This window comes from Rhizobacter sp. P3_C12, from assembly GCF_056402735.1.
This window is the reverse complement of the sequence record NZ_JBFUGW010000102.1, coordinates 1-25,831: the sequence shown is the minus strand read 5'-3', so window position 1 is coordinate 25,831 and position 25,831 is coordinate 1. Positions and strand designations below refer to the sequence as shown.

23 protein-coding genes are annotated in these 25,831 nt (G+C 69.3%); 18 read left to right on the top strand and 5 right to left on the bottom strand.

Annotated elements, in window-relative coordinates:
• Positions 1 to 207: 207 nt before the first annotated feature.
• Positions 208 to 1,524 (bottom strand): type II toxin-antitoxin system HipA family toxin, encoded by a 1,317-nt coding sequence (locus AC1DXV_RS17030; protein ID WP_477870890.1) that lies wholly within the window; start codon positions 1,522 to 1,524, stop codon positions 208 to 210.
• Positions 1,525 to 1,527: 3 nt separating this feature from the next.
• Positions 1,528 to 1,899, bottom strand: coding sequence for an XRE family transcriptional regulator (locus AC1DXV_RS17025; RefSeq protein WP_477870888.1), 372 nt, complete (start codon positions 1,897 to 1,899; stop codon positions 1,528 to 1,530).
• A gap of 262 nt (positions 1,900 to 2,161) precedes the next feature.
• Between AC1DXV_RS17025 and AC1DXV_RS17020 the strand changes: the two genes are divergently transcribed.
• From AC1DXV_RS17020 to lpxC, 16 genes are all read left to right on the top strand, one after another.
• Positions 2,162 to 2,602 carry a division/cell wall cluster transcriptional repressor MraZ gene (locus tag AC1DXV_RS17020; protein WP_047505735.1) on the top strand — a complete coding sequence of 147 codons (441 nt, stop codon included), beginning with the start codon at positions 2,162 to 2,164 and terminating at the stop codon, positions 2,600 to 2,602.
• A gap of 5 nt (positions 2,603 to 2,607) precedes the next feature.
• The gene (gene rsmH / locus AC1DXV_RS17015; RefSeq protein WP_477870886.1) at positions 2,608 to 3,558 is read left to right on the top strand and encodes a 16S rRNA (cytosine(1402)-N(4))-methyltransferase RsmH; all 951 of its coding nucleotides are present in this window, start codon (positions 2,608 to 2,610) and stop codon (positions 3,556 to 3,558) included.
• Complete coding sequence (gene ftsL / locus AC1DXV_RS17010) at positions 3,555 to 3,842, top strand: cell division protein FtsL (protein WP_477870884.1); 288 nt, start codon at positions 3,555 to 3,557, stop codon at positions 3,840 to 3,842. Before rsmH ends, ftsL begins: the two co-directional genes overlap by 4 nt.
• Entirely contained in the window at positions 3,839 to 5,662 is a 1,824-nt protein-coding gene (locus AC1DXV_RS17005) for a peptidoglycan D,D-transpeptidase FtsI family protein (protein WP_477934646.1), read from the top strand. The genes ftsL and AC1DXV_RS17005 overlap by 4 nt, the downstream gene beginning before the upstream one ends.
• On the top strand, positions 5,662 to 7,230 hold the full coding sequence (locus AC1DXV_RS17000; protein ID WP_477871582.1) for a UDP-N-acetylmuramoyl-L-alanyl-D-glutamate--2,6-diaminopimelate ligase: 1,569 nt from the start codon (positions 5,662 to 5,664) through the stop codon (positions 7,228 to 7,230). Before AC1DXV_RS17005 ends, AC1DXV_RS17000 begins: the two co-directional genes overlap by 1 nt.
• Positions 7,230 to 8,651, top strand: coding sequence for a UDP-N-acetylmuramoyl-tripeptide--D-alanyl-D-alanine ligase (locus AC1DXV_RS16995; protein ID WP_477934648.1), 1,422 nt, complete (start codon positions 7,230 to 7,232; stop codon positions 8,649 to 8,651). Before AC1DXV_RS17000 ends, AC1DXV_RS16995 begins: the two co-directional genes overlap by 1 nt.
• A complete protein-coding gene (gene mraY, locus AC1DXV_RS16990; RefSeq protein WP_477868220.1) occupies positions 8,641 to 9,822 on the top strand; it encodes a phospho-N-acetylmuramoyl-pentapeptide-transferase in 1,182 nt (393 codons plus the stop codon). Before AC1DXV_RS16995 ends, mraY begins: the two co-directional genes overlap by 11 nt.
• Positions 9,823 to 9,829: 7 nt before the next feature.
• Positions 9,830 to 11,719 (top strand): UDP-N-acetylmuramoyl-L-alanine--D-glutamate ligase, encoded by a 1,890-nt coding sequence (gene murD / locus AC1DXV_RS16985; protein ID WP_477868218.1) that lies wholly within the window; start codon positions 9,830 to 9,832, stop codon positions 11,717 to 11,719.
• Positions 11,716 to 12,975, top strand: coding sequence for a putative lipid II flippase FtsW (gene ftsW / locus AC1DXV_RS16980; protein ID WP_477868216.1), 1,260 nt, complete (start codon positions 11,716 to 11,718; stop codon positions 12,973 to 12,975). The genes murD and ftsW overlap by 4 nt, the downstream gene beginning before the upstream one ends.
• A gap of 8 nt (positions 12,976 to 12,983) precedes the next feature.
• Entirely contained in the window at positions 12,984 to 14,066 is a 1,083-nt protein-coding gene (murG, locus tag AC1DXV_RS16975; protein ID WP_477934644.1) for an undecaprenyldiphospho-muramoylpentapeptide beta-N-acetylglucosaminyltransferase, read from the top strand.
• Complete coding sequence (gene murC / locus AC1DXV_RS16970) at positions 14,063 to 15,481, top strand: UDP-N-acetylmuramate--L-alanine ligase (protein ID WP_477934642.1); 1,419 nt, start codon at positions 14,063 to 14,065, stop codon at positions 15,479 to 15,481. Before murG ends, murC begins: the two co-directional genes overlap by 4 nt.
• A complete protein-coding gene (locus tag AC1DXV_RS16965; RefSeq protein WP_477867089.1) occupies positions 15,481 to 16,467 on the top strand; it encodes a D-alanine--D-alanine ligase in 987 nt (328 codons plus the stop codon). The genes murC and AC1DXV_RS16965 overlap by 1 nt, the downstream gene beginning before the upstream one ends.
• Before the next feature lie 15 nt (positions 16,468 to 16,482).
• Entirely contained in the window at positions 16,483 to 17,292 is an 810-nt protein-coding gene (locus tag AC1DXV_RS16960) for a cell division protein FtsQ/DivIB (RefSeq protein ID WP_477934640.1), read from the top strand.
• 16 nt (positions 17,293 to 17,308) lie between these two features.
• Positions 17,309 to 18,538 (top strand): cell division protein FtsA, encoded by a 1,230-nt coding sequence (ftsA, locus tag AC1DXV_RS16955; RefSeq protein WP_056813079.1) that lies wholly within the window; start codon positions 17,309 to 17,311, stop codon positions 18,536 to 18,538.
• Between the two features lie 160 nt (positions 18,539 to 18,698).
• The gene (gene ftsZ, locus AC1DXV_RS16950) at positions 18,699 to 19,898 is read left to right on the top strand and encodes a cell division protein FtsZ (RefSeq protein WP_047505983.1); all 1,200 of its coding nucleotides are present in this window, start codon (positions 18,699 to 18,701) and stop codon (positions 19,896 to 19,898) included.
• Between the two features lie 72 nt (positions 19,899 to 19,970).
• Positions 19,971 to 20,906: a UDP-3-O-acyl-N-acetylglucosamine deacetylase gene (lpxC, locus tag AC1DXV_RS16945; protein WP_047505748.1), complete on the top strand. Its 936-nt coding sequence runs from the start codon at positions 19,971 to 19,973 to the stop codon at positions 20,904 to 20,906.
• A gap of 229 nt (positions 20,907 to 21,135) precedes the next feature.
• On the opposite strand, the gene AC1DXV_RS16940 is transcribed toward lpxC, so the two are convergent.
• From AC1DXV_RS16940 to AC1DXV_RS16930, 3 genes are read right to left on the bottom strand one after another with little or no spacing between them, the layout of a single operon-like run.
• Entirely contained in the window at positions 21,136 to 22,410 is a 1,275-nt protein-coding gene (locus AC1DXV_RS16940; RefSeq protein ID WP_477934637.1) for a type II toxin-antitoxin system HipA family toxin, read from the bottom strand.
• A gap of 6 nt (positions 22,411 to 22,416) precedes the next feature.
• The gene (locus AC1DXV_RS16935) at positions 22,417 to 22,746 is read right to left on the bottom strand and encodes a helix-turn-helix transcriptional regulator (RefSeq protein ID WP_477873138.1); all 330 of its coding nucleotides are present in this window, start codon (positions 22,744 to 22,746) and stop codon (positions 22,417 to 22,419) included.
• Between the two features lie 57 nt (positions 22,747 to 22,803).
• Positions 22,804 to 23,973: an MFS transporter gene (locus AC1DXV_RS16930; protein WP_477934635.1), complete on the bottom strand. Its 1,170-nt coding sequence runs from the start codon at positions 23,971 to 23,973 to the stop codon at positions 22,804 to 22,806.
• A gap of 236 nt (positions 23,974 to 24,209) precedes the next feature.
• Between AC1DXV_RS16930 and AC1DXV_RS16925 the strand changes: the two genes are divergently transcribed.
• Positions 24,210 to 24,668 (top strand): type III secretion system chaperone family protein, encoded by a 459-nt coding sequence (locus AC1DXV_RS16925; protein WP_477934633.1) that lies wholly within the window; start codon positions 24,210 to 24,212, stop codon positions 24,666 to 24,668.
• Positions 24,669 to 24,673: 5 nt separating this feature from the next.
• On the top strand, positions 24,674 to 25,831 hold a 1,158-nt coding region (locus tag AC1DXV_RS16920), incomplete at its 3' end, for a hypothetical protein (RefSeq protein WP_477934631.1).

Below are 25,831 nucleotides of genomic sequence, written 5' to 3'. Positions count from 1 at the left end.
GGCGGTGGGCTCCAAGCTGTTCCTGTACGACCAGAAGTACCTGTGGGGGGATTTCGCGGCCGCCGCCATCCTGTCGGGGCTGCCGATCACGGTGGTGTTCATCCTCGCGCAGAAGTGGATGATCTCGGGGCTGACCGCAGGAGGTATCAAGGGATGAGCGGAACCGTTCGCCCACCACCCGCTGGTTCGGGTGTCAGCGGCGCAGTTTCATCGACGTAAAAACGGGCTGGGCCTTTTCCGCCGGGTGGGCGCGGCCCGATACCGGGCCGGGTCGAAGCTGCTGCGCTGGCTCAGCAGCGCGTCGCCATCGAGCCGCTCGGCCAGGCTGGCGATGTCGCGCGCGGTCACGCCGCTCTGTGCGAAATGCTGCTGCCAGGTGTTCACGACCTCGATGACGGCGAGCACGTCGGCCGCCGCTTCCGCAGGCAGCAGGCCGAAGGCATCGCACTGCGACATCGCGTTGTCGAGCGTCGAGTCGCGGCCCTGGGCGCCGCAGATGAACTCCTGGTAGCCCTGCCCCGAGTTCGTCGGCAGGACGTCATAGGCCGGCGCCAGTGTCAGGCGGCCCTGGGCGAAGGGGTTCATGACCAGCAGCGCGTGGTTCTTCTCGTGGTCGTCGGTGTTGTCCACCAGGATGTTGAAGACCATCCGGCGGAACAGTTCGCGCGCGTCGCGCTGGTTCGTGTCGTCCTGCGTGACGCCGATGCGGCGCAGGATTCGCGCGAGTTCGGGGTAGCCCATCTCGGGTTCGGCGCCGGAGGCGGTGGCCGCGCGGATGGCGGTGCCTGCCGAGATGCTGTGGATGCGCCGGCCCGGTGCGCGGTCGAAGCGGTGAACGGCGATCGCATTCGCGTCTGACAGGCGGATCACCTGCGTGCGGGCCACGGTGATGCCCGCGCGCAGGGCCAGCGTCATCGTCGCGTGCTCGATGAGCGGCGTGTCGACGGGTTCGTTGTTGAAGAACTTGACGACCCACTGTTCTCCGCCGATCTCGATGAGGGCCTTCGGCTTGGCGCCGCCGAGCGGGCTGCCGCCACCGGCAATGATCCTCGCCTCGAGCGCGTTGAGGGGCTCCGAGGCTTCGATCTTGGCGACCACCTCGCTGAGCTGCTGCACGTCATCGAGCCGCGGCAGCGGACCCGCGGCGCGCGGGCTGTAGGCGCTCGACGACGTGGAAACGCCGAGCGCGCCGAACCGGTCGTCACCGGCGTAGTACAGGTACTCCATCAACGACAGGCGCTGGGGCTTGTCGACGAAGCGGATGACCTTTTCTCCCCATCGATCCGGCCGCGCGTCGTCGACCGCGCCGACGGCGCGCTGCCCGTCCGTGGCCAGGCGGCCGGGGGGCAGGAACTCGTTGTCCACGAGCGGAAGGTCCTCGCTGAGCGCGAATCCATCGAGCAGCCACTCCCGCCCGTAGTGCAGCGACACGCCCTTGCCGGCGGAGACGAGCTTCAGCGCGCCGACGTGGCGCGGCGCGTCCGGGTCGCCCAGGTACCAGAGGTGCAGGTCGTCGAGGCGCATGTCTCAGTCCTTTCCCTTGGGTGCGGCGCGCAGGCGTGCCTCCGCGGACGCCTGGGCCCGGGCACGGCCCAGCTCGACGGCCTCGCGCACATCCAGTTCGATGGCGCCCTGGTCGTGTTCGGGCGCCGCCAACTGCCTCAGTTCGCCGTCGCGCTGGATGAGCCACAGCGCGGTCGCCACGATGCCGATGCCGACGGACGGGTCGCCGGCCTCGAGCCGCTGGAGGGTGGAGACGGTGATGCCCAGGCGCTGCGCCCAGGATCTCAGCGACTCCTTGCGACGCAGGCGCGCCACCGCCAGGTCGGCGCCCAGTTTTTCAATGGCGGCCGCCGTGGCGGGTGGCAACTGGAGGAGGGCGCGGGCAGTCTTGGGCATACTCATAGAACATCACAAAAGACGCTGTTTTGTCAACATCTATCATTACATCGACAAGCGGCATGGTTCGACGGCCGCAGCTTCCCTTTCATCCAAAGCTTTCACAGCCTTCTGTAAGTCCTTGCTTTTACAACCATTTTCATTCGGCAGATTTTAGGGTCAATCCTAAGTTCTTGATTTCATTGATTTTTTCTTGCACCTCTCATTGACCTTCTAGGAACCATCCGCTAGAGTGGTGCAAAGTGCACTTTGGTGGGTTTTTGTGGCGGAATTTGGCTTTCAAGGCAGCTCAGCGTTGACGCTGGATGGGAAGGGGCGGATCACCGTCCCGGCCCGCCAGCGCGATGTCCTGCTCGCCGATGCCGGGCCCCAGCTCACCTTGACCAAGCACCCGGCGGGCTGCCTGCTGGTGTTTCCGCGCCCGGTGTGGCTGGCCTTCCGCGAGCGCCTGGTGGCGCTGCCGATGTCGGCCGACGGCTGGAAGCGCATCTTTCTCGGCAGCGCGATGGATGTCGAGATCGACGCCTCGTCCCGCGTGCTGATCTCCCCCGAGCTGCGTGCCGCCGCCCGCCTGACCAAGGATGTGCTGCTGATGGGCATGGGCAGCCGGCTGGAACTGTGGGATCCGCTCGTCTACGCTGAACAGGAAGCCAAGGTCCTGCAATCCGAGATGCCGGATTCGCTCAAGGACTTCCAGGGCTAGACGCCATGAGCCGCAGTACCGAGAGCTTCCAGCACCAGACCGTCCTGCTCGACGAGGCCGTCGACGGCGTGTTCACGCGCGCCGACGGCATCTATGTCGACGGCACCTTCGGCCGCGGCGGCCACTCGCGCCTGCTGCTCGGCCGGCTCGCGCCCGGGGGAAGGCTGGTGGCGATCGATCGCGACCCGGATGCCATCGCCGCGGCAGCGTCGGGCGCAACGCGGGTCGATGACCCGCGTTTTTCCATCCACCACTCGCCTTTCGGCGGCATGTCGGAGGTGCTGGCCGAACTCGGCATCGCGCACGTCGACGGCGTGCTGCTCGACCTGGGCGTCTCGTCGCCGCAGATCGACAACCCCGAACGTGGCTTCAGCTTCCGCTTCGACGGACCGCTGGACATGCGCATGGACACGACCCGCGGCGAAAGCGCTGCGGATTTTCTGGCCCGCGCCGACGAGCGCCACATTGCAGAGGTGGTACGCGACTATGGGGAAGAACGGTTTGCTGTATCGGTTGCAAAGGCGCTTGTTGCTCGGCGCGAGGGCGGGCATCCAGTTCGCACCACCGCAGAGCTTTCCCACGTCGTGGCTGGTGCGGTCAAGACCCGCGAGCCGGGCCAGGATCCTGCAACGCGCACATTTCAAGCTCTTCGGATTTTCGTCAACGCCGAGCTTGAGGAGCTCGAACAGGGGCTGAACGCGGCCCTCAGGTTGCTGGCACCGGGCGGCAGGCTCGTCGTGATCAGCTTCCACTCGCTCGAAGACCGCATCGTGAAGAACTTCATCGCGCGCGAAAGCAAGAGCGAGTTCGACCGCCGCGCCCCGTTCGCACCCGAACGGCCGAGCCGGCTGAAGGCGATCGCCCGCGTGAAGCCGTCCGAGACCGAGGTGCGCGCCAACCCGCGCTCGCGCTCGGCCATCATGCGCATCGCCGAGCGCACCGAGGTGCCGGCATGACCCGCATCAACCTCGTGCTGCTCATCGCGCTGATCGCCAGCAGCATCTACCTGGTGCGCGTCTCGTACGACGCGCGGCGCCTCTTCGCCGAGGTCGACCGCGCCGCCACCGAAGCGCACCAGCTCGAGATCGAGCACGAGCGGCTGCTGGCCGACAAGCAATCGCAGGCGACGCCGCTGCGCGTCGAACGCGTCGCGCGCGACAAGCTCGCGATGCGCAATGCCACGCCGGCCGTCACGCAATACGTCGCGTACGCGCCCGCCGCCTCGGGAGCTGCCAGATGAGCTGGATCGACAAGATCCGCCAGCTCGGCGGCGATGCCCGGCCGAACCCGGCACGCGCCGGCGCGGTCAACGTGCGCAGCGTCATGTACTCGACCAGCCCGCTGCTCGCGTCGAAGACGCCGCCGTGGCGCTCGAAGTTCCTGGTCGGCCTGGTCGGCCTGGGCTTCTGCGTGCTGGTCGGCCGCGCCGTCTACGTGCAGATCATCGGCAACGACTTCTTCCTGAAGCAGGGCGAGATCCGCTACGCGCGCACGCTCGACCTGTCGGCCAGCCGCGGCCGCATCATCGACCGCAACGGCATGATCCTCGCGTCCAGCGTGCCGGCCCCGTCGCTGTGGGTGATCCCGAAGGAGTTCGAGGCCGACAAGAAGCAGCGCGCCCAGCTCGCGAAGCTGCTCGGCTACACGCCGGCCGAACTCGCCGGCAAGCTCGACGACAGCCCGAACTTCGTCTGGCTGCGCCGCCAGGTCGACGAGCAGGTCGCGAAGGACGCGCTCGGCCTCGGCGTCAAGGGCCTGTTCCAGGTGCGCGAGTTCAAGCGCAAGTACCCCGAGGGCGAGGCCGCGGCGCATGTCGTCGGCTTCACCAACGTCGAGGAGAACGGCCAGGAAGGCATCGAGCTCGCGTTCCAGAAGGAGCTGCAGGGCCGCAACGGCACGCGCCGCGTCGTGAAGGACCGGCTCGGCCGCGTCGTCGAGGACATCGGCGAGAGCGTCGCGCCGGTCGACGGCCGCGACATCGAGCTGTCGATCGATTCGAAGGTGCAGTTCTACGCCTACCAGCGCATCCGCGACGCGGTCAACGAGAACAAGGCCAAGGCCGGCAGCGTCGTCGTGCTCGACGCGCAGACCGGCGAGGTGCTGGCGCTGTCGAACTTCCCGAGCTACGCGCCGGGYGACCGCAAGAACCTCTCCGGCGCGCAGCTGCGCAACCGCGCGCTGACCGACACCTTCGAGCCCGGCTCGACGATGAAGCCGTTCATCGCCGCCTGGGCGCTCGAGACCGGCCGCGTGACGCCCGACACCGTGCTGCAGACCTCCCCCGGCCGCCTGAACTTCGCCGGCTCGGTGATCACCGATTCGCATGCTCACGGCGACCTGACGGTGTCGCAGACGATCCAGAAATCGAGCAACGTCGGCGCGGTGCGCATGGCGATGCAGTTCCAGCCGCGCGAGATGTGGGAGCTGTACTCGCAGGTCGGCTTCGGCCAGAAACCGCAGATCGGCTTCCCCGGCGCGGTGACCGGCCGGCTGCGCCCGTACAAGTCGTGGCGGCCGATCGAGCAGGCGACGATGAGCTACGGCTACGGGCTGTCGGCCTCGCTGTTCCAGATCGCGCGCGCCTACACGGTGTTCGCGCACGACGGCGAGCTGATCCCGGTGTCGCTGGTGAAGAACCGGCAGGTGGATACGCCCACGCCGGCCGGCATCCGCGTGATCTCGCCGAAGGTCGCGAAGCAGGTGCGCGAGATGATGCACCTCGTCACGCTCGAAGGCGGCACCGCCCCGAAGGCGCAGGTGCCCGGCTACTCGGTGGGCGGCAAGTCAGGCACCGCGTACAAGCAGGAAGGCAAGGGCTACGCGGAGAAGAAGTACCGCTCGTGGTTCGTCGGCCTGGCGCCGATCAGCAAGCCGCGCATCATCGTCGCGGTGATGGTCGACGAGCCCAGCAACGGCAAGTATTTCGGCGGCGACGTGGCCGCACCGGTGTTCAGTGAAGTCGTTCAACAGACCTTGCGCTCGATGGGGGAACCCCCCGACATCGAGGTGCGGCCGCAGATCGTGACTCACGCGCTGCAGGCCGAGGAAGAGAGTTTCTGATGAGCCAGGCACCCACCCTCATCCATCACGCGAGCGTCGAGTCGGCGCTCGCGTGGCTGCTTGCGCGCGGCGTGCGCGGGCTCGCGACCGACAGCCGCCGCGTGCGGCCGGGCGACGCCTTCATCGCGTGGCCGGGCTATGGCGTCGATGCACGGCAGTTCGTGCCGCAGGCGCTGGCCGCCGGCGCGGTGGCCTGCCTGGTCGAGGCCGACGGCTCCACCGCGTTCGAGCTCGATCCGCAGACGGTCTCGGCGCTGCCCGACCTGAAGGCCGCCACCGGCGAACTGGCCGGCGGCTTCTTCGGCGAACCGAGCACGCGCCTGCGCATCGTCGCGAGCACCGGCACCAACGGCAAGACCTCGACCGCCTGGTGGACGGCGCAGGCGCTGAGCCTGCTCGGTGCGCGCTGCGGCGTGATCGGCACGCTGGGCGTCGGCGAGCCGCCGACGAGTGCGGTGCCCGATGCGCAGGTGGTGTCCACCGGCCTCACGACGCCCGACCCGGTGACGCTGCAGCTCGCGTTCCGGCAGTTCGCGGACGAGGGCTTCCAGGCCTGCGCGATCGAGGCCTCGTCGATCGGTGTCGTCGAGCAGCGGCTGGCCGGCACGCATGTCGAGGTCGCGCTGTTCACGAACTTCACGCGCGACCACCTCGACTACCACGGCACGATGGACGCTTACTGGGCCGCCAAGCGCCAGCTGTTCTCGTGGCCGGGGCTGCGCGCCGCGGTGCTGAACGTCGATGACGAGCAGGGCGCCTCGCTGGTCGGCGAGCTGGCCGGCGGCGGACTCGACCTGTGGACCTACAGCGCGCGCGACGTGGCCCGGCTGCGTGCGCAGGACATCCACTACGCCGACGGCGGCCTCACGTTCACGCTGCGCGAGGGCGACGAGGCCGTCGACGTGCACAGCCGGTTGATCGGCGACTACAACGTGTCGAACCTGCTGGCCGTGATCGGCGGGCTGCGGGCGATGGGCCTCGCGCTGGCCGACATCGTCGCGGTGGTGCCCGAGCTGAGCGCGGTGCCCGGGCGCATGGAGCGCGTCGACGCCGAACCGACCCAGCCGGTGGTGGTGGTCGACTACGCGCACACGCCGGATGCGCTCGAGAAGGCGTTGTACGCGCTGCGCCCGTTCGCCCGCGAACGCGGCGGCCTGCTGTGGGTGGTGTTCGGCTGCGGCGGCAACCGCGATGCGACCAAGCGCCCGCTGATGGGCGGCATCGCCGAGCGGCTCGCCGACCGCATCGTCGTCACCAGCGACAACCCGCGCAACGAGGCGCCGGATCAGATCCTGCGCGAGATCGTCGAGGGCATGGCCAGTTCGCTGAACGCGACGGTGCTCGAAGACCGCCGCGTGGCGATCGCGCACGCGCTGCACCACGCCGGCGGGCGCGACGTGGTGCTGATCGCCGGCAAGGGCCACGAGGCCGAGCAGGAGATCGCCGGCGTCAAGCACCCGTTCTCCGACGTGCTGGAGGCGCAGGCGATGCTGGCGGTGCTCGATCCGGAGCCGGCGCCGTCCGCGCCTGCACCACTCTCGTCGCTCGACGACGGGAGCGCGCCATGATGATGACGCTCGCGCAAGCCCACGCGCTGCTGCCCGGCTCGACGCTGGTCGGCGACGGCGCGCTGCCGATCGCGCGCGTGCATTCCGACACCCGCACGCTGCAGCCGGGCGACCTGTTCGTCGCGCTGCGCGGCGAGCGCTTCGATGCGCACGACTTCCTCGCGCAGGCGCGGGCCGCCGGCGCGGTCGCGGCGATCGCCGAACGCGGCCTCGTCGCCGACGGCAGCGGCCTGCCCGGCCTGCAGGTGGCCGACAGCAAGGCCGCGCTCGGCCAGCTGGCCGCCGCGTGGCGCGCGCACTGCGCGCTGCCGCTGATCGCGGTGACCGGCAGCAACGGCAAGACCACCGTCACGCAGATGCTGGCGTCGGTGCTGCGCGCCTGGCTCGGCGAGGCGGCGTTCTCGACGCAGGGCAACTTCAACAACGACATCGGCGTGCCGCTGACGCTGCTGCGCCTGCGCCAGGACGACACCTGCTGGCACCGCGCCGGCGTGGTCGAGCTCGGCATGAACCACCCGGGCGAGATCGCCACGCTGGCGGCGATGACCGCGCCGACGGTCGCGCTCGTCAACAACGCGCAGCGCGAGCACCAGGAGTTCATGGCCACCGTCGAGGCGGTGGCGCGCGAGAACGGCACGGTGATCGAGGCGCTGCCGCCGACCGGCGTCGCGGTGTTCCCGGCCGACGACGACTACGCGCCGGTCTGGCATGCGCTGGCCGCGTCGCGCCCGACGCTCACCTTCGCGCTGCAGGGCGCGGCCGACGTGACCTGCGATGCCGAATGGGTCGGCGACCACTGGTCGCTGATGCTGCACACCCCGGCCGGCTTCCAGGCGGCCGACCTGCGCATCGCCGGCCGCCACAACGTGAAGAACGCGCTGGCCGTCACCGCCTGCGCGCTGGCCGCGGGTTGCCCGCTGGAGGCGATCGTGCGGGGGCTGGCGGCGTTCGAGCCGGTCAAGGGCCGCTCGCAGCTGAAGACCGCGCGGGTGCACGGCGAGGCGGTCACGCTGGTCGACGACACCTACAACGCCAACCCCGATTCGGCGCGTGCCGCGATCGAGGTGCTGGCGCAGCTGCCCGGCCCGCGCTGGCTGCTGCTGGGCGACATGGGCGAGGTCGGCGACCAGGGCCCGGCCTTCCACCGCGAGATCGGCGCGTTCGCGCAGGCGCGCGCCATCGAATCGCTGTGGACGGCCGGCACGCTGAGCCGCCATGCGGCCGAGGCCTTCGCCGGTGCGCGCCACTTCGACGACGTGGCGGCGCTGATCGCCGCGCTGCCGGCGGCCCCGGCCTGTGCCGCGGTGCTGGTGAAGGGCTCGCGCTTCATGAAGATGGAACAGGTGGTGGCCGCGCTGCAGCGCAGCGGCGCCGAAGTACCTGGCAATGGCAATACCAGAGGATCGAACGATGCTGCTTAGTCTTGCCCAGTGGTTGCAGGGTGCCTACCCCGACCAGCTCGGGTTCCTGCGGGTGTTCCAGTACCTGACGATGCGTGCGGTGCTGGCGGCGATGACCGCGCTGCTGATCGGCCTCGCGTTCGGCCCGATGGTGATCCGTCGCCTGAGCGCGCTGAAGATCGGCCAGCCGATCCGCGAGTACGGCGTGCAGGCCCACCTGGCGAAGAGCGGCACGCCGACGATGGGCGGCGTGCTGATCCTGCTGGGCATCGGCATCTCGACGCTGCTGTGGTTCGACTGGAGCAACCGCTTCGTCTGGATCGTGATGCTGGTGACGCTCGGCTTCGGCGCGATCGGCTGGGTCGACGACTGGCGCAAGGTGGTGCACAAGAACCCCGAGGGCATGCGCTCGCGCGAGAAGTACTTCTGGCAATCGCTGATCGGGCTGGTGGCGGCGCTGTACCTCGCGTTCAGCGTGTCGGAGACCTCCAACCTGCGCGTGCTGGAGCTGTTCCTGCGCTGGGTGCAGAGCGGCTTCTCGAACGACCTGCCGCCCAAGGCCGACCTGATGGTGCCGTTCTTCAAGAGCATCAGCTACCCGCTGGGCGTGTTCGGCTTCATCATCCTGACCTACCTGGTGATCGTCGGCAGCAGCAACGCGGTGAACTTCACCGACGGGCTGGACGGCCTCGCGATCATGCCGGTCGTGATGGTCGGCTCGGCGCTGGGCGTGTTCGCCTACGTCACCGGCAGCTCGGTGTACTCGAAGTACCTGCTGTTCCCGTACATCCCGGGCTCGGGCGAGCTGCTGATCTTCTGCTCGGCGATGGCCGGCGCGGGGCTCGCGTTCCTGTGGTTCAACACGCACCCGGCGCAGGTCTTCATGGGCGATGTCGGCGCGCTGTCGCTGGGCGGCGCGCTCGGCACCATCGCGGTGATCACGCGCCAGGAGATCGTGCTCGCGATCATGGGCGGCATCTTCGTCGCCGAGGCGCTGTCGGTGATGCTGCAGGTGGCCTGGTTCAAGTTCACGAAGGCGCGCTACGGCGAGGGCCGGCGCATCTTCAAGATGGCGCCGCTGCACCACCACTTCGAGAAGTCGGGCTGGAAGGAGACGCAGGTCGTGGTGCGCTTCTGGATCATCACGATGCTGCTGTGCCTGGTCGGGCTCGCCAGCCTGAAGCTGCGGTGAACGCCCGATGAACCACCTGAAAGACCTCCACGTGCTGGTGCTCGGCCTCGGTGAATCGGGGCTCGCGATGGCGCGCTGGTGCGCCCGCTTCGGCGCGCAGGTGCAGGTGTGGGATTCGCGCGAGAACCCGCCGCACGCGGCGGCGCTGGCCGAGCACGTGCCCGGCGCGGTGTTGCTGGCCGGGCCGCTCGAGCCGGCGCAATTGCAGGGCGTGAAGCTGGTGCTGAAGAGCCCCGGCCTCGGGCCGCGCGACCCGCGCGTCGAGCCGCTGCTGAAGCTGGCGTTCGAGACCGGCGTGCTGGTGCAGGGCGAGCTCGACCTGTTCGCGCGCGCACTCGCCGACCTGAAGGCCGAGCGGGGCTACGCACCCGGCGTGATCGCGATCACCGGCACCAACGGCAAGACCACGACGACGGCGATGGCCTCGCAACTGATCGCCCGCACCGGCCGCCGCGTCGCGACCGCCGGCAACATCGGCCCGACGATGCTGCAGACGCTGGCCGAGGCGCTGGACGCCGAGCCGGCGCCACTGGTCGAGCAACTGCCGGACGAGGCGGCGCTCGAGGACGTGGCCGAGGTGCCGACGGATCCGGTCAGCGATGCGGTGATCGAGAACGCCGTCGAGGCGATCTCCGAAAGCCCGCCCGAGGCGCTGCCGGCCGAAGTGACCGGCGACGCCGTGGCGGCGGTGGAGCTCGGTCCGGAGCCGGTGCCCGAACCGGTGACCGAACCGATCGGTGACGACGTGCTCGACGCCGCGGTCGAGGAGATCGCCGCCTTGCCGCCCGAGGTGCCCGACGACGTCGAGATGCCGATGGGGGGCGGCCCGCCGCCGCACCTGATCCCGCCGCCGCCGCCCGGCCCGGTGTTCGAGTCGCTGCCCGAGGTCTGGGTGCTCGAGCTGTCCAGCTTCCAGCTCGACGGCGTGCAGGGCTTCGAGCCGGGTGCCGCGACGGTGCTGAACGTCACGCAGGACCACCTCGACTGGCATGGCGACATGAAGGCCTATGCCGGCGCGAAGGCGCGCATCTTCGGCAGGACCGCGGTGATGGTGATCAACCGCGACGATCCGGCGGTCGAGGCGATGGTGCCGGCGCCCCTTCCGGGCAAGGGCCGTTTTGCGAAGCCGATCGAGCGCCACGTCGTGCGCTTCGGGCTCGACGCGCCGAAGCGCCCCGGCGACTTCGGCCTGGTCCACGAGAACGGCATGGCCTGGCTGGTGCGCGCGATGGAAGCCGACGAGACCGCCAAACCCAAGGGCCGCGGCAAGGGCGCGGTCGAGGAGGAAGAGCTGCACATCCAGCGCCTGATGCCCGCCGACGCGCTGCGCGTGCGCGGCCGCCACAACGCGGCCAACGCGCTGGCGGCGCTCGCCCTTGCGACTGCTATCGGCTGCCCGCTCGCACCGATGCTGCACGGCCTGCGCGAGTACACCGGCGAGCCGCACCGCGTCGAGTTCGTCGCGCTGGTCGAGGGCGTCGAGGCCTACGACGACAGCAAGGGCACGAACGTCGGCGCGACGGTCGCGGCGATCAACGGGCTCGGTGCCGACAAGGCGCCCGGCCAGCTGGTGATGATCCTCGGCGGCGACGGCAAGGGCCAGGACTTCGGCCCGCTGCTCGCGCCGGTGCGCCAGCACGTGCGCGCGGTCGCGACCATCGGCCGCGATGCCGAGGCGATCGAGCAGGCGCTGCAGGGCTCGGGCATCACGGTCGAGCGCCACGAGACGCTGCAGGCCGCGACGCGCTGGGCCTTCACGCGCGCCCACGCCGGCGATGCGGTGCTGCTGAGCCCGGCCTGCGCGAGCCTGGACATGTTCCGCAACTACGCGCACCGCGCGCAGGTGTTCTGCGACGAGGTGCGGGCGATCGCCGCGGAAGGGGGCAGCGAGGCATGAGCACGGCAACGGCCCGCTCCGGATTCGACGCGCTGAAGGAGCGCGTGCTAGCGCTGTTCAAGCGCGACGGGTCGGTGCCGATCCGCGACTGGACCGGTGCGTCGGCGAACAAGCCGGTGCAGCTGCAGGGCTTCGACCAGCCGCTGGTGTGGGTGGTGGTGGCGCTGCTCGCGCTCGGCATGGTGATGGTGTATTCGGCCTCGGTCGCGCTGCCCGACAACCCGAAGTTCACGCGCTATGCGCCGACGCATTTCCTGGTGCGCCACATCCTGTCGATCGTCGTCGCGCTGGTCGCCGCGGTGGTGGTGGTGCAGCTGCCGGTCAGCCTGTGGGAGAAGTGCGCGCCGTGGCTGTTCGCCGCCTCGCTGCTGCTGCTGGTGCTGGTGCTGATCCCGCACGTCGGCAAGGGCGTCAACGGCGCGCGGCGCTGGATCCCGCTGTTCTTCACGAACTTCCAGCCGTCGGAGCTGGCCAAGCTGGCGATCGCGCTCTATGCCGCCAACTACATGGTGCGCAAGATGGAGGTGAAGGAGAACTTCTTCCGCGCGGTGATGCCGATGGCGATCTCGGTCGCGGTGGTGGGCCTGCTGCTGCTGGCCGAGCCGGACATGGGCGCCTTCATGGTGATCGCGGCGATCGCGATGGGCATCCTGTTCCTCGGCGGCGTCAACGGGCGGATGTTCTTCCTGATCACCGCGGTGCTGGTCGGCGCCTTCGTGCTGATGATCACCTTCAGCGAATGGCGGCGCGAGCGCATCTTCGCGTACCTGAACCCGTGGGACGAGAAGTACACGCTGGGCAAGGCCTACCAGCTGTCGCATTCGCTGATCGCGTTCGGGCGCGGCGAGGTGCTGGGGCAGGGCCTCGGCTCGAGCGTCGAGAAGCTGCACTACCTGCCGGAGGCGCACACCGACTTCCTGCTGGCGGTGATCGGCGAGGAGCTCGGCTTCATCGGCGTGGCCTGCGTGATCGCGGCCTTCTTCTGGCTGTCGCGCCGGGTGTTCCACATCGGCCGCCAGGCGGTCGCGCTGGATCGCGTGTTCGCGGGCCTGTTCGCGCAGGGCATCGGCATCTGGATGGGCGGGCAGGCCTTCATCAACATGGGCGTGAACCTGGGCGTGCTGCCGACCAAGGGGCTGACGCTGCCGCTGATGAGCTACGGCGGCTCGGCGATCCTGATGAACCTGATCGCGCTGGCGATCGTGGTGCGGGTCGACATCGAGAACCGCCAGATGATGCGCGGGGGACGGGCATGAGCGCGCGCATGAGCACGGCCTCCAGGCACCTCGTCGTGATGGCCGCCGGCACCGGCGGCCACATCATCCCGGGCCTCGCGGTCGCGCGCGAGATGCAGAGCCGCGGCTGGTCGGTCAGCTGGCTCGGCACCACGCACGGCATGGAGAACCGGCTGGTGCCGCCGAGCGGCATCCCGATGGATGCGATCACGTTCAGCGGGTTGCGCGGCAAGGGCCTGCTGCACACGCTGACCGGCGGGCTGCGCCTGCTCGGCGCGTTCTGGAGCTGCCTGCAGATCATCCGCCGCCGCCGCGCCAACGCGGTGCTCGGCATGGGCGGCTACGTCTGCTTCCCCGGCGGGCTGATGGCCTCGCTGCTGAACAAGCCGCTGATGCTGGTGAATGCCGATGCCTCGCTGCTGATGAGCAACAAGAGCCTGCTGCCGGTGGCCGATCGCATCGCGTTCGGCTTCGACGGCGCGGCGGCACAGCAGACAAAGCTCGGCGTCGTGACCGGCAACCCGGTGCGCGCCGAGATCGAGGCACTGGCGCCGCCGGCCGAGCGCTTCGCCGGCCGCAGCGGCCCGCTGCAGGTGCTGGTGGTCGGCGGCAGCCTCGGCGCGAAGGTGCTGAACGAGACCTTGCCGCAGGCGCTCGCGCTGCTGCCGGCGCAGGCGCGCCCGCGCGTCACGCACCAGACCGGCGCCGCGCAGCTCGACCTGGTGCTCGCCGCCTACGCGACGGCCGGGATCGATGCCGAGGTGCTGCCCTTCATCGACGACATGGCGGCGCGGCTGGCGGCCTGCGACGTGATCGTCTGCCGCGCCGGTGCGGTGACGGTCAGCGAGCTGTGCGCCGCTGGCGTCGCGAGCGTGCTGGTGCCGCTGGTCGTCAGCACCACCAGCCACCAGCGCGACAACGCCGAGTGGCTCGCGCAGCACGGTGCCGGCCTGCACCTGCCGCAATCCGAACTGAACCCGCAGCGCCTGGCCGACCTGTTGAAGGGCCTGACGCGCGAGGCACTGAACACGATGGCGACGAAGGCGCGAGCCCTCGCCCGACCCCACGCCGCTGCGCGCGTGGCGAATGAACTCGAAAGGCTGGTGGCATGAAGCACGCCGTCAAGCACATCCACTTTGTTGGCGTCGGTGGGGCGGGCATGAGCGGCATCGCCGAGATCCTGCACAACCTCGGCTACACCGTCTCCGGCTCCGACCAGAGTGACAGCGCCACCTCGCAACGCCTGGCGTCGCTGGGCATCCGCGTGTTCGTCGGGCACGACGYCTCGAACATCGCCGGCGCCGAGGCGGTTGTCACCTCGACCGCGGTGAAGGGCGACAACCCCGAGGTGATCGCCGCACGCAGCCGGCGCGTGCCGGTGGTGCCGCGCGCGGTGATGCTGGCCGAGCTGATGCGCCTGAAGCAGGGCATCGCGATCGCCGGTACGCACGGCAAGACGACCACCACCTCGCTGGTCACCAGCGTGCTGGCCGAGGCCGGCGTCGACCCGACCTTCGTGATCGGCGGCAAGCTGAACGCGGCCGGCGCGAACTCGCGGCTCGGCTCGGGCGACTACATCGTCGTCGAGGCCGACGAGTCGGACGCCTCGTTCCTGAACCTGCTGCCGGTGCTGTCGGTCGTCACCAACATCGACGCCGACCACATGGACACCTACGGGCACGACTTCGCGAAGCTGAAGTCGGCCTTCGTCGAGTTCCTGCACCGCATGCCGTTCTACGGCGCGGCCATCCTGTGCGGCGACGATCCGGGCGTGCGCTCGATCATCCCGATGGTGTCGCGCCCGGTCGTCACCTACGGGCTCGGCGCCGACGTGCAGGTGCGCGCGGTCGACGTGCAGGCGCTGCCGGGCGGGCAGATGCGCTTCACGGTGCAGCGCCGCAACGGCGTCGTGCTGCCGGACCTCGCGATCACGCTGAACCTGCCGGGCGAGCACAACGTGCTGAACGCGCTCGCGGCGGTGGCCGTGGCCACCGAGCTGGAGCTGCCGGATGCGCCGCTCGTCAAGGCGCTGGCCGAGTTCCGCGGCGTCGGCCGGCGCTTCCAGCGCTACGGCGACCCGGCGGCGCGCAGCGCCAACGGCGGCGGCAACTTCACGCTGATCGACGACTACGGCCACCACCCGGTCGAGATGGCCGCGGTGATCGCGGCGGCGCGCGGCGCTTTCCCCGGCCGTCGCCTGGTGATTGCGTTCCAGCCGCACCGCTACACCCGCACGCGCGATTGCTTCGAGGATTTCGTCAAGGTGATGGGCAGCGCCGATGCGGTGCTGCTGGCCGAGGTGTATGCCGCCGGCGAGGCGCCGATCGTCGCCGCCGACGGCCGCTCGCTGGCGCGCGCGCTGCGGGTCGCTGGCAAGGTCGATCCGATCTTCGTCGACGACATCGCGCAGATGCCCGAGGCGATCGCCGCGCAGGCCCGCGACGGCGATGTCGTGATCGCGATGGGCGCCGGCTCGATCGGCGCCGTGCCGGGCCAGGTGCTCGAACTGTTGAAGGAGGGCGTGTGATGTCCAGCCCGTTGAACCCGAAGACTCCCATCGATCCGAAGTCGCTCGGCAAGGTTGCCGTGCTGATGGGCGGCAGCTCTGCCGAGCGCGAGATCTCGCTGCTGTCCGGCGGCGGCGTGCTGGCCGCGCTGCAATCGCAAGGCATCGATGCACATGCCTTCGACCCGGCCGATCGCGAACTCGCCGAACTGAAGCACGAAGGCTTCGCGCGCTGCTTCATCGCGCTGCACGGCCGCCATGGCGAAGACGGCACGGTGCAGGGCGCGCTCGAACTGCTGGGCGTGCCGTACACCGGCTCCGGCGTGATGGCCTCGGCGATCGCGATGGACAAGGTGATGACCAAGCGCATCTGGCTGGCCGACGGCCTGCCGACGCCGCGCTACGTGTGGCTCGCGCCCGACCGCCAGGACCGCGCCCAGGTGCAGGCGGTGCCCGACGAGCTCGGGCTGCCGCTGATCGTGAAGCCGCCGCGCGAGGGCTCGTCGATCGGCGTCAGCAAGGTGCAGGGCTACTCCGACATGGCCGATGCGGTCGCGCTCTCGGCCAGGTACGACCCCGACGTGCTGTGCGAGGAGTTCATCGACGGTGCCGAGGTGACGTGCCCGGTGCTCGGCCGCGGCGCCGGCGCGCGGGCGCTGCCGGTGATCCGCATCGCCGCGCCCGAGGGCGCCTACGACTACCAGAACAAGTACTTCACCGACGTCGTGCAGTACCACGTGCCGAGCGGGCTCGATGCCGCGCTGGAGGCCGAGATCCAGCGCATCGTCGTGCAGGCCTACCGCACGCTCGGCTGCCGCGGCTGGGGTCGGGCCGACCTGATGATCCGCAAGCGCGACAACCAGCCCTTCCTGCTCGAGATGAACACCTCGCCGGGCATGACCTCGCATTCGCTGGTGCCGATGTCGGCCAAGGCCGCGGGCATCAGCTACGAGCAGCTGTGCGCCTACCTGCTGTCGCTGGCCACGCTCGACACCGCGAAGGCCTGACCGCACCCCAACCGCATGCGCCACACCGCCGCACTCCACCGCACACCGGCCGCCGAGCTGCCGGTGGACGTGCGCCTGCTCAACGCCAGCGCGTCGGCGCTTTTCGTGCTGGCCGCGGCGATCTTCATGGCGCTGCTGATGCTGTGGCTGTCGCGCCAGCCGGTGTTCGCGATCCGTGCGATCCGCGTCGAGGGCGACCTGGCGCGCAACAGCGTGTCGACGATCCGCGCCAATGCGTTGCCGCAGCTGGCCGGCAACTTCTTCACCTTCGACCTCGGGCGCGGCCAGCGCGCGTTCGAATCGGTGCCGTGGGTGCGCCACGCGATCGTGCGCCGCGTGTGGCCGAACCGGATCGCGGTGTCGCTGCAGGAGCACCGCGCCGCGGCGCTGTGGTCGCAGGACGACGGCGACAAGCTGGTCAACACCGAGGGCGAGGTGTTCGAGGCCAACCTCGGCGACGTGGAAGACGACCGGCTGCCGACGCTGGCCGGCCCGGACGGCAGCTYGGGCCAGGTGCTCGCGATGTACCGCCGGCTCGCGCCGCTGTTCGCGCGGCAGGAGCTCGAGATGGACGCGTTGTCGCTGAGCGGGCGCGGCTCGTGGCGTGCGGAGTTCGACAGCGGCGCCGAGGTCGAACTGGGCCGCGGCACCGATCAGGAGATGCAGGCGCGCGTCGAGCGATTCCTCGGCACGCTGCCGCAGGTGATCGCGCGCTACCAGCGGCCGCTGGTCTACGCCGACCTGCGCCACAACGAAGGCTATGCGGTGCGGCTCAAGGGCATCACCACGACGCTGGAGGCTGCGGCCCCCGGCAGACGGAAATGAGAGGGTGACACGGAACATGGCCAAGGAATACAAGGACCTGGTGGTCGGCCTCGACATCGGCACCGCGAAGGTGATGGCGGTGGTGGCCGAGGTGCTGCCCGACGGCGAGCTGCGCGTCGCCGGGCTCGGCATCGCCTCGGCCCACGGCCTGAAGCGCGGCGTGGTGGTCAACATCGACGCGACGGTGCAGAGCATCCAGCAGGCGCTGAAGGAGGCCGAGATGATGGCCGACTGCAAGATCACGCGCGTCTACACCGGCATCACCGGCAGCCACATCCGCGGCCAGAACTCCACCGGCATGGTGATCGTGCGCGACAAGGAGGTGACGCCGGTCGACGTGGCGCGCGTGGTGGAGACCGCGAAGGCGATCAACATCCCGAACGACCAGCGGTTGCTGCTGGTCGAGCCGCAGGAGTTCGTGATCGACGGCCACGAGGTCAAGGAGCCGATCGGCATGAGCGGCGGCCGCCTCGAGGTGAAGGTGCACATCGTGACCGGCGCGCAGAGCGCGGCCGAGAACATCGTGAAGTGCGTGCGGCGCTGCGGGCTGGAGGTGGACCAGCTGGTGCTGAACCCGAGCGCGTCCAGCCATGCGGTGCTGACCGAGGACGAGAAGGACCTGGGCGTGGCGCTGGTCGACATCGGCGCCGGCACCACGGATGTGGCGATCTTCACCGACGGCGCGATCCGCCACACCGCGGTGATCCCGATCGCCGGCGACCTGATCACCAGCGACATCGCGATGGCGCTGCGCACGCCGACCAAGGATGCCGAGGAGATCAAGGTCGAGTACGGCGTCGCCAAGCAGCTGCTGGCCGACCCGAGCGAGAACCTGGAGGTGCCGGGCCTGGGCGACCGGCCGCCGCGCATGCTGAGCCGCCAGGCGCTGGCCGGCGTGATCGAGCCGCGCGTCGAAGAGATCTTCTCGCTGGTGCACCAGGTGATCCGCGAGAGCGGCTACGAGGAGCTGCTGTCCAGCGGCATCGTGCTGACCGGCGGCGCGGCGGTGATGCCGGGCATGGTCGAGCTCGGCGAGGACATCTTCCTGAAGCCGGTGAGGAAGGGCATTCCCACGTACCACGGCTCGCTGCACGACATGGTGGCGAACCCCCGCTCGGCCACCGTGATGGGCCTGCTCGAGGAGGCACGGCTCGGCCGTGCGCGCGGCATCAAGGCCGCGCAGCAGGCCGGCTCGGTGAAGACGCTTTTCGGTCGCGCCAAGGACTGGTTCCTCGGCAACTTCTGACACACCACGGAGACAACGCATGAAGACAAGCACTCACGCATGCCTCGGCCTCGCGCTCGGTGGCAGCAGGCATCCCCCATGAAGAACAACAACACACCAGACGAGGACTCATCAGAGTCCCACCCCAGAACGGCAACTGCAACAAGGATTGGAGAACACCATGGCCATTGAAATGATCGAAGACTTCGACCTGGGCACGCAGATCAAGGTGATCGGCGTCGGCGGCGGCGGCGGCAACGCGGTCGACCACATGATCTCGCGCGGCGTGCAAGGCGTGGAATTCGTCTGCGCGAACACCGACGCGCAGGCGCTGAACCGCTCGACGGCGCACCACCTGATCCAGCTCGGCAGCACCGGGCTCGGCGCCGGCGCGAAGCCGGAGGCCGGCCGCGCCGCGGCGGAAGAAGCGGTCGACCGCATCCGCGACTCGATCAAGGGCGCGAACATGCTCTTCATCACCGCCGGCATGGGCGGCGGCACCGGCACCGGCGCCGCGCCGGTGATCGCGCGCATCGCGAAGGAGATGGGCATCCTGACGGTCGGCGTGGTCACCAAGCCGTTCGACTTCGAAGGCAACCGCCGGATGAAGGCGGCCGACGCGGGCCTGGCCGAGCTGGAAGCCAACGTCGATTCGCTGATCGTGATCCTGAACGACAAGCTGCTCGACGTGCTCGGCGACGACGTGACGCAGGACGAGGCCTTCGCGCATGCCAACGACGTGCTGAAGAACGCCGTCGGCGGCATCAGCGACATCATCCACATCCCGGGCCTCGTCAACGTCGACTTCGAGGACGTGAAGACGGTGATGAGCGAGCCGGGCAAGGCGATGATGGGCACGGCCACGGCCAGCGGCCCGGACCGCGCGCACAAGGCGGCCGATGCGGCGGTGGCCTGCCCGCTGCTGGAGGGCATCGACCTGTCCGGCGCGCGCGGCGTGCTGGTGCTGATCGCTGCCGGCAAGGGCAGCTTCAAGCTGAGCGAGAGCCGCAACGCGATGAACACCATCCGCCGCTACGCCGCGGACGATGCACACGTGATCTACGGCACCGCCTACGACGAGAGCCTGGGCGACCAGCTGCGCGTCACGGTGATCGCCACCGGCCTGAGCCCGGCCAAGCGCGTCGCCGCGCCGATCAGCGTGGTCCACACGCAGGTCGCGCAGCGCACCGGCACCGACAACATCCCGGTGCTGACGCAGCCGGTCAACCCGCCGGGCGGCGGCGCGCACGACTACAGCAGCCTGAGCGTGCCGAGCGTCTGGCGCAACGGCCGCACGGCCGCGGCGAAGGTGGATGCGCTGGCGAGCAACGGGATGGATGAAATTGAAATCCCTGCGTTCCTGCGCAAGCAAGCCGATTGAGGTTGGTGCTCGCTATCAAGGCGTTAGGGCGATCCAAGCGTGCTTGGGTCGCCCACTGAATAGAATCCGCGGATGCTTGCCCAACGCACCCTCAAGTCCCTGACGCGCGCCGTCGGCGTCGGCGTGCACGGCGGCCAGCGCGTCGAGCTGACGTTGCGGCCGGCGCCGCCCGACACCGGCATCGTGTTCCGCCGGATCGACCTGCCGACGCCGGTCGACATCCCGGTGGCGGTGCTGTCGATCTCCGAGGCGCGCATGGCGACCACGCTGTCGCTGAACGGCGACCCGGGCGCGCCGAAGGTCAACACCATCGAGCACCTGCTGTCGGCCTGCGCCGGGCTCGGCATCGACAACCTGCGCGTCGACATCACGGCCGAAGAGGTGCCGATCCTCGACGGCTCGGCTGCATCGTTCGTGTTCCTGCTGCAGTCGGCCGGCATCGAGCTGCAGGATGCGCCGAAGCGCTTCATGCGCATCCTGAAGCCGGTCGAGGTGCGCGAGGGCGAGGGGCCGAAACTGAAGTGGGTGCGGCTCGAGCCGTACAGCGGCTACCGGCTCACGTTCGAAATCGACTTCGACCACCCGGCGGTCAACCAGACCGGCCAGCGCGTGGTGTTCGACATGGGCTCGGGCCACTACAAGCGCGACATCGCGCGCGCCCGCACCTTCGGCTTCACGAAGGATGTCGAGATGATGCGTTCGCGCGGGCTGGGCCTGGGCGGCAGCATGGACAACGTGATCGTCGTCGACGACTACCGCGTGCTGAACTCCGACGGGTTGCGCTACGACGACGAGTTCGTCAAGCACAAGATCCTCGACGCGATCGGCGACATGCAGGTGGCCGGCCATCCGCTGATCGGCGCGTACACCGCGTACAAGTCGGGCCATGCGCTGAACAACAAGCTGCTGCGCGCGGTGCTGGCCGATGCGTCGAGCTACGAGATCGTCAGCTTCGAGGACGAACGCGAAGCGCCGGCGGGTCTTGCTGCGTTGGCTCCGGCGTGGTGACACCCTTCAACCTCAACTCCCCGCACCCCTGATGGCCATCTTCAGCTGGATCATGCTCGGCCTTGCGGCGCTGCTGCTGCTGGGCAGCGGCATCGCGTGGGGCATGTTCCTCGCGATGGACGACGGCGGGCCGACTGCACGAAGAAGTCGCCCCCATCCCCTCCGGCCACCCGCCCCGCCGCGCAACACCGCCCGCTCTTTTCCACCCCACGCGTCTCCGCTTGAAGGCTCAGACGGACTGCGCGGGCTCGTCGCGATGGAACGATGCCGGCAGCATGGCTTGCTCCAGCATCTCGATCGAACGGGTTTCGACGCCGCGTGCGGCGAAGAACTCGCGCCAGCCGCTGACCACGCCGAGCATCGACTCGACCATCGCCTTCGCGTCGTCGACGCCGAGCCCGAAGGCTTCGCACTGCGACAGCAGGTTGTAGAGGCTCGCCGCGCGGCCGAACCGCCCCGCCTCCAGCGCCAGGTCCCGGCGCTCCTGCGACACCATCGGCACCGGCACGATGTCATAGGCGGGCGAGAGCCGCCAGCCACCCTGCATCTGCAGCATCGCGTGGTTGCGCGGATGGTCGTCGTTGTTGGTGACCATCGCGTTGAACACCATCCGGCGGAACAGCTCGCGCCGGTCTTCGGCGCTCTTGACCGACCAGCGGCGCAGTTCGTCGGCCAGCAACGGGTATGACCAGCGCTCGCGGCCGAGGTAGCCGTCCTCCGCATCGAGCACCGTGAGACCGGACACCAGGCCGAAACGAGCGTAGGCCTGGGCCYGCGGGTTCCACGCGCGGTCGAAGCGCTCCAGCATCAGGACCTCGCTGGATCCCACCCGTTCGATCCTGGCGCCGCAGACGCGCAGGCCGGCAGCGCGGGCCAGTTCGAGCGTTGCGTATTCGATGCGCTGGGCGTTGTGCCGGTCGCCCTTCTCGGGCAGCTTGGCCAGCCAGACCCTGTGATCGTCCTCGACCGCGACCTTGGGGCGTGCACCGCCCATGCTCGTGCCGGGCTCCAGCGCTTCCAGCACCTCGTGCGGCAATCGGCCGTCGGCCTCCAGCGCCTGGGCCGCCTCGATGAGGGCCTGGAGTTGGTGCGTGCGGTTGAAGGGGCGCCGCGGTGCCGGAGGCTGAACCGTGAGGCCGAAGCTCAGGTTGCCCGCGCCATCGTCGGGACCGTTGAGCAGGTACGCCATCTCCGGGATGGATGCCTCGGGCTGCGCCAGCTTCGCCTGGATGACGCGCCGGCCCCACGCATCCGGGCTCGCGTCGCGGACGGCGCCGGGAAGGCCCTTGAGCTTGGTGAAGCGCCGCGGCCTCGTGGTCAGCGGAAGGTGGAACGGGTCCAGCGGGACCACGTCGCTGCGCTCCAGGTAGCGCCTGCCGTAGGTGAACGTTCCCTCGTGCGCACCCGCGCCGACGCTGCGCACCTTGAGCGATGCACAGGGCACTGTTTCCAGCGTACCGGGCAACTGGATGTAGACGTAGCAGGACTGCTCGCCGGTGGCCATGGGTGATCAGAAGTCGTTGTCGCCGGCGGCCGGCTGGCGTGCGCGCCGGGGCCGGCGCGCTGCCTCGAGGATCTTGCCGTGCTCGTCAGCATCTGGATCGGCCAGCGCCGTCGTGGTGCCCATCAGCCCCAGCTTCCACAGCACCGAGAAGACCGTGCCGATGGTCGCGCCTGGATGGCCCGTCTCAAGAGCATAGAGCGTCTTGCGGGTGATGCCGCAGGCCTGCGCCAGTTCGTCCTGGCTCATGCGCCGGCGAATGCGGGCCAGGCGGATGTTCTGCCCCAGTTGCGCTACCGCGGTGCTGACTTCAAGCGGCGTCGCGTTGATGACGGCCATTCTGCTACCCAATAAATCACTTATTGGGTAGCAGATTACTCATATGAAAGATGATCGTCAAGCAGCCTTGGCAGTCGCCAGCCGGCGCGGCTTGTCCATCTGCGCCGACACCAGCACCACCCCGAGCGCCAGCACCGCGACGCCGGCACCCAGCCAGCACAGGTCGGTGAGCGGCCGGTCGGCGGCGATCAGCAGGCCGCCGAGCCAGGCGCCGCCGGCGTTGCCGAGGTTGAAGGCGCCCTGGTTCAGCGTCGAGGCGAGGTTGGGCGCGCCGACCGCGGTGTCGAGCACCCGCACCTGCGCGGCCGGGCCGATCGCGAACGAGACGATGCCCCAGACGAACAGCGTCACCATCGCCGGCAGCGCGAAGGGGGCGGTCCACGAGAAGGTCAACTGCACCAGCGCGATGCAGGCGAACAGGCCGGCCATCGCCGGCATCAGCCGCCAGTCGGCCAGCCGCCCGCCGAGCAGGCCGCCCACCGTGATGCCGCCGCCGAACAGCATCAGCGCCCAGCTGATCTGGTCGGGCGAGAAGCCGGTGACGTCGCGCAGGATGTAGGCGATGTAGGTCAGCACGGTGAACATGCTGACCGAGGCCAGCGTGCTGATCAGCAACGAACACTGCACCTGGAAGCGGGCGATCGCGCGGAACTCGCGCAGGATGCTGCCCTCCTGCGCGGGCAGCGCCGACGGCAGCCAGCGCCACAGCGCGGTGATGGCGACCAGCCCGATGCCGGTGACCGCCCAGAACGTCGAGCGCCAGCCGGCCGCATGGCCGAGCGCGGTGCCCAGCGGCACGCCGAGGATGTTGGCCACCGTGAGGCCGGTGAACACCAGCGAGACGGCCTGCGCCCGCTTCTCGTGCGGCACGAGCCCGGCCGCGACGACCGCGCCGATGCCGAAGAAGGCGGCATGGCAGAACGCGGTGACGACGCGCGCGACCATCAGGAACTCGTAGTTCGGCGCGATCGCGCACAGCGCGTTGCCGAGGATGAACAAGCCCATCAGCGAGACCAGCGCCCGCTTGCGGTGCCACTTGGCGGTGAGGATCGCGAGGATCGGCGCGCCGATCGTCACGCCGAACGCATAGCCGGAGACCAGCATGCCGGCCACCGGCGCGGTGACGCCGAAGTCGCGGGCGACATCCGGCAGCAATCCCATGATCACGAATTCGGTGGTGCCGATGCCGAATGCGGCGGCGGCCAGGGCGAGCAAGGGAAGGTTCACGGGGTGGGGGAGGACAGGCGGACGAAGCCCCGAACTCTACGTGGAAACCCGAAAGTCCGTTCGCGCCGGGGATGCCTGGATGCCGGCCGACCTGTGCGGAATTGCAGCCGCAGCGCAGGGAGGCGGGCCATCCGTCTGGCCTTCGCCTGGAATTGCTGCACTGCGATCTGACACACAGCTTGCGCTCCCACACGGGGGCGTGAACCAGGGAGGGAATCCCCAAGAAGGAATTCCCGATGAGTCGAGAACGATTTGATGCATTGATGGCCCGCCTGGCCCATCAGTTGGAGCTGGAGGATCTGCCCGATCTGCTGCATCGCGGGCTGCTGAACGTCGCCGGCATCGATGTGCTGCTTGGGTGCGGTGATGACGGCGAACTCCGGCTGGTGGTGGACATGGGGCCGCTGCCCGACGGAGGCAGCGTGGCATCGCTTCGCCGCCTGCTCGAACTCAACCTGCGGCGTGCCGAGGATGCGCCGTTGACGTTGGCGCTGCACCCGCAGAGCGGTCACGTGATCGGTATCGCGCTCCTTGCTGTCGATGCGCTCGAAGGCGAGGACGACCTGCTGCGGCTGCTGACGCTGCGCATGCCCTCCTGGTTCGATGCCGTGCAGAGTGAACTGGACGGGCTGGATGACGGGCCGCGCGCGGCGGCGCCCATCGGCTTCGACTTCRCCGGCGGGGTCTCACGATGAAGCCCATGGACACCGCGCCCCCTCAGAAGCGGCAGATCGGAGGCAACTCCAGACAAGAGGTGCCTCCGGGATCGAATGCATCGGTCCCGCCTCATTCACCGGGCTTGGGTGTGTCCTCCTATGCAGAGTTCATCTCTGCCTATGCCCAAGGAGAAGGGCGCTCGCTAACGTCGCGATTGCCGGAGCCCGACTGGGATGCGATCTGCGAAATGCTGTTCCCTGCGCGTGAAGCTGAATTCACATGGGGGAATACGCAGTTCTTCCAAGGCTTCGCCGATCATCTGGAGCTGATGTCGGTACTGCTGACCGAACTCGCGCCGCTGTTCGCGCGACAGGCGCGCCGGCTGGTCAAGAAGGGATTGCTCAAGCCGAACGGGAGCGACGGGCAGTTCGCGATCGCCATGACGATGTTGGGCGGAAAGGAGCAACCGGTGAAGGGCCACCGGGAGCAGCGACTGGAGGACCTGAAAGCTCACGGCAGCCGGGCCAGGAAGGTCTTTCAGCGCCTGGCCGGCAAGCGCCGGACGGGCCATGAGCCGCACAAGCCGGGCGAGGTGCAGACGACGGCTCGGCATGCCAGGAACTATGTGGGCGGCGTCGTGTCCAGTGCGCTGAAGGAGGCCGGAAGCCTCGCGCCCGACGGGGTGTCCGACGCCATGCCGTACCTGCAGGGTGCCGGTGATCTCCTGAGTCCGTTGACGCTCGGCTACCACGGCGTGAACATGTACGGCGTGCTGCTGAAGAAGCTCACGGCGAGCGAGAAGGCGAAGCTGGGACTCGTGATGAAGTTCATGGCTGCCGAGCAGGCTCAGCGCGCGTTGCTTGCCGGGACCTTGCCGGTGATCGCGTCGAGTTTGTCCGCCATCGAATTCTGGGCGACCCTGTCCGCGTGGCCTGACGCCGCTGCCGTCGTAAGCAAGGTCGTGCGAAGGTTCGACAACAGGCGCCAGCGCGGGACGGAGGTGCCGACGGACATGCGTTCGCCGGGCTGGATGCTGAAGGCGAAGAACGCAAAGACCGTGGCGGACGACAAGCAGGCGACGGTGGGCCTTCCCCGCGACCTGCTTCCCGATGTCGCGATGGCGAATGTCGCCAGAGGGGCGTTCGAAGTTTCCGGGCATGCAAGCCTGAGCGGCTTTCTTTCGGGCTTCGGTGCCTTGGCC

What these genes read in the sequence shown, in the direction of transcription:
- AC1DXV_RS17030 (WP_477870890.1), bottom strand. Translation starts at nt 1,524, where the DNA reads ATGCGCCTCGACGACCTGCACCTCTGGTACCTGGGCGACCCGGACGCG.
- AC1DXV_RS17025 (WP_477870888.1), bottom strand. Translation starts at nt 1,899, where the DNA reads ATGCCCAAGACTGCCCGCGCCCTCCTCCAGTTGCCACCCGCCACGGCG.
- rsmH (WP_477870886.1), top strand. Translation starts at nt 2,608, where the DNA reads ATGAGCCGCAGTACCGAGAGCTTCCAGCACCAGACCGTCCTGCTCGAC.
- ftsL (WP_477870884.1), top strand. Translation starts at nt 3,555, where the DNA reads ATGACCCGCATCAACCTCGTGCTGCTCATCGCGCTGATCGCCAGCAGC.
- AC1DXV_RS17000 (WP_477871582.1), top strand. Translation starts at nt 5,662, where the DNA reads ATGAGCCAGGCACCCACCCTCATCCATCACGCGAGCGTCGAGTCGGCG.
- AC1DXV_RS16995 (WP_477934648.1), top strand. Translation starts at nt 7,230, where the DNA reads ATGATGACGCTCGCGCAAGCCCACGCGCTGCTGCCCGGCTCGACGCTG.
- mraY (WP_477868220.1), top strand. Translation starts at nt 8,641, where the DNA reads ATGCTGCTTAGTCTTGCCCAGTGGTTGCAGGGTGCCTACCCCGACCAG.
- murD (WP_477868218.1), top strand. Translation starts at nt 9,830, where the DNA reads ATGAACCACCTGAAAGACCTCCACGTGCTGGTGCTCGGCCTCGGTGAA.
- ftsW (WP_477868216.1), top strand. Translation starts at nt 11,716, where the DNA reads ATGAGCACGGCAACGGCCCGCTCCGGATTCGACGCGCTGAAGGAGCGC.
- murG (WP_477934644.1), top strand. Translation starts at nt 12,984, where the DNA reads ATGAGCACGGCCTCCAGGCACCTCGTCGTGATGGCCGCCGGCACCGGC.
- AC1DXV_RS16965 (WP_477867089.1), top strand. Translation starts at nt 15,481, where the DNA reads ATGTCCAGCCCGTTGAACCCGAAGACTCCCATCGATCCGAAGTCGCTC.
- ftsA (WP_056813079.1), top strand. Translation starts at nt 17,309, where the DNA reads ATGGCCAAGGAATACAAGGACCTGGTGGTCGGCCTCGACATCGGCACC.
- ftsZ (WP_047505983.1), top strand. Translation starts at nt 18,699, where the DNA reads ATGGCCATTGAAATGATCGAAGACTTCGACCTGGGCACGCAGATCAAG.
- lpxC (WP_047505748.1), top strand. Translation starts at nt 19,971, where the DNA reads ATGCTTGCCCAACGCACCCTCAAGTCCCTGACGCGCGCCGTCGGCGTC.
- AC1DXV_RS16935 (WP_477873138.1), bottom strand. Translation starts at nt 22,746, where the DNA reads ATGGCCGTCATCAACGCGACGCCGCTTGAAGTCAGCACCGCGGTAGCG.